The 3198-nt window shown below is 73.3% G+C and carries 2 protein-coding genes; one reads left to right on the forward strand and one right to left on the reverse strand.

Features of this window, described 5'->3' with window-relative positions:
* Positions 1-108: 108 nt before the first annotated feature.
* A complete protein-coding gene (locus AB0F10_RS44945) occupies positions 109-1116 on the reverse strand; it encodes a LacI family DNA-binding transcriptional regulator (protein WP_360640644.1) in 1008 nt (335 codons plus the stop codon).
* Between the two features lie 260 nt (positions 1117-1376).
* On the opposite strand from AB0F10_RS44945, the gene AB0F10_RS44950 reads away from it, so the two are divergent.
* On the forward strand, positions 1377-3149 hold the full coding sequence (locus AB0F10_RS44950) for a LamG domain-containing protein (protein WP_360640646.1): 1773 nt from the start codon (positions 1377-1379) through the stop codon (positions 3147-3149).
* The last annotated feature ends 49 nt before the right edge of the window (positions 3150-3198 follow it).

The raw sequence follows: 3198 nt of genomic DNA on the forward strand, positions 1-3198 counted from the left end.
GCCGGGCGGCGGACCACCAAAGGGCGGGCCGCCGGCCTGAGGCGGCACCGGGGCGGGGGGCGGCCCCCCCGCCGGCGGGGGGGCCCCCGCCCGCCGCCGCACCCGCGGCTACTGGCGCGGGGCCCGGCTGCTGTCGCGGATGATCAGCTCGGTCGCCAGCTCGATGCGGGGCGCCTGGATCTCCTCGCCCTGCGCCAGGCGCAGGATCGTCCGGGCGGCCAGGCCGCCCATCTCGGCGAGGGGCTGCCGGACCGTCGTGAGCGGCGGCGACGCCCACCGGGCCTCCGGGAGGTCGTCGAAGCCGACCACGCTCAGGTCGTCCGGCACGCGCAGCCCGCGCCGGCGGGCCGCCTCGTGCACCCCCAGCGCCATGGTGTCGCTCGACGCGAAGATCGCGGTGGGGGGTTCGGCCATGTCGAGCAGCGACGAGCCGCCGGCGAAGCCCGAGTCGTACAGGAAGTCTCCCTGGCGGATCAGGTCCTCGTCCGGCTTGAGGCCCGCGGCCTCGAGACCCGCGCGGTAGCCGTCCATCCGGGCCCGGCTGCACAGCAGGTTCTTGGGGCCCGCGACGAAGCCGACCCGGCGGTGGCCGAGCTGCACCAGGTGCTGGGTCGCCGACAGGCCGCCGGCCCAGTTGGTGGCGCCGATCGTCGGCACGTCGATCGCCGCGCCGCCGGCCGGGTCGATCACCACGACCGGGATGTTGAGCCGTTGCAACTCCGCGTAGACCGGGGTGGTCAGGTCGGAGGTCACGAAGATCACGCCGTCGGAGGCGCGGACGTAGAGGTTCTGCAACCACTGGCGGGTCGCCGCCGACCGGCGGTGCACCGCCGAGACGACCGTGCCGACGCCCGACGTGTGCATCACGTCCTCGACTCCCCGGATCAGCTCCACCGCCCAGGGGCTGTCCAGGTCGTTGAAGACCAGGTCGACCAGGGCCGCCTTCCCGGCCTGCTGGCGCGACGCCCGGCGCCGGTACCCGTGCTGTTTGAGCAGGGTCTCCACCATCTCCCGGGTCTGCGGAGACACGTCGGCGCGGCCGTTCAGCACTCGGGAGACCGTGGGTACCGACACCCCGGCCTCGCGGGCGATCGCGGCGATGGTCACGCGGGCCACGGCGTTCTCCTCGTAAGTTTCGGAATCAGCTTTCGGAAGTATTCCACAGTCGCGGCCGGAAAACATGAAACCCATTTGCGCCCATCGATATTGATCACCCGAGGACCCGCGCGCCGTCACCCCATAGCGCCACGTGATCTCTTCGGTCGGCCGGCGCTCGCGTCCTTTGGGGGAGAGCACCGTTAGTTCCCGTTGTGCGTAATAACCGAAATAGCCTGAAATCAGCCGCACGTCGACTCCTGACCGTCAGCGTCGCCACCGTGGTCGTCGCCGTGGGTGGCGTCGCCTTCGCCGAAGTCGTGTCCGGGGCGCCCACGCCGTCGCCATCGTTCAACGGCCCGGTGTACGCGATCGCACACCGCGGCGACGTCGTCTACGCCGGCGGCTCCTTCACCGCCGCCCTGGTCGGCGGCAAGTCCATCGCGCGGCAGCGGCTCGCGGCGTTCAACGCGCGCACCGGGACCCTGCTCGACTGGAACCCCGGCGCCGACGCGACCGTCAGGGCGCTCGCCGTCGATGGCAACACCGTCTTCGCCGCGGGCGACTTCGACAAGGTCGCCGGCATGTCCCGCGACGCCGTGGCGAGCATCGACGCCACCTCCGGCGCCCTCGGCGCGCTCAAGCACACCGTGCTCGGGCAGCCGAACGCGCTCGCCGTCGCCAACGGCCGGCTCTACGTCGGGGGCAGGCTCACCGCCGTGGACGGCCTGCCGAGGACCAACCTGGCCGCCTTCAGCACCACCACCGGGCTGCTGGACGCCTGGGCGCCGACCACCGACGACAACGTCAACGCGCTCGCCGTCGCCGGCAACCGGGTCTTCCTCGGCGGCCCGTTCCACAAGACCAACGGGGTCCGCTCGACGCTGCGGCTCGCCGCGGTGGACGGCACGACCGGCGCGGTCGACGCGGCCTTCATGCCGAAGCCGGTCTCGCAGGTCTTCGCGCTCGCCACGGACGCCGACGGCGTGTACGCGGCGCTGGGCGGACTGGGCGGCCGGGCCGTCGCGTACACGTTCGCCGGCGCGACCCGCTGGACCCGGGTGTTCGACGGCGACGCGCAGGCGATCACCACGATGAACGGCACCACGTACGTCGGCGGGCACTTCGACAAGGCCTGCACGACCACGAACAACGGCGTCAAGGGCGTCTGCACCGACGGCTCCGTGCCGCGGGTCAAGCTCGCGGCGATCGACGGCGCGGGCAACCTGACCGACTGGGCCCCGCAGGCCAACGGCGTCGTCGGGGTGCGCACCCTCGCCGCGAACCCGGCGAACGGGCTGGTCAGCGCGGGCGGCGACTTCACCACGGTGACCGGAACGGCGCAGAAGCGGTACGCGTCCTTCGGCGGGCCGACCGAGGGCGCTCCCGTCCCGCCGGCGCCGCCCGCGCCGCCGTCGCCGTACGTGGCGTCGTACAACTTCGACTCGACGGTCGCCGACGGCACCTACGACGACGGCTCCGGCAACGGCCACCTGCTCCGGACGTACGCGGTCAACGCCGGCGCGCTGAAGACGGTCCGGCACGGCGACGGGCAGGGGCTCGCGTTCCCGTCCAAGTGCACCGGCCCGGACTGCGCCCGGGTGGTGCTGCGGGCCGACAACGTCGCGGACCTGAACCCGGGCGGCCGGAACCTGCGGTACGGCGCGGCGGTGCTGCTGTCGCCGGCCGAGACCTCATCGGGCGAGAACGTCCTGCAGAAGGGCTACTCGACCGGCGGCGGCCAGTACAAGCTGCAGGTCGACGGCGTCTCCGGCAAGCCGACCTGCGTGATGAGCGGCCAGACCGAGCCGACGATCCACGTGGCCCGGGGCGCCCGGTCGATCGCCGACGGCGAGTGGCACACGCTCGAGTGCCGGCGGGCCGGTGCCAGCCTGTCGATCGTCGTCGACGACCAGGAGGTCGGCACCGCGACGGTGCCGGTCGAGCTCGCGGTCGACACGACGCAGCCGCTGAGCCTCGGCGGCAAGGGCACCGGCGTGGAGAACGACCAGTTCCACGGCAGCATCGACGACGTCTGGATCAGCGTCGGCTGACCGACCCGGGCGGGGTGCCCCCCGGGGGGGCGGGCCGCGGGCGCAGGGA

Origin of the sequence: Actinoplanes sp. NPDC026623 (genome assembly GCF_040638275.1) — a bacterium.
Taxonomy (GTDB): domain Bacteria; phylum Actinomycetota; class Actinomycetes; order Mycobacteriales; family Micromonosporaceae; genus Actinoplanes.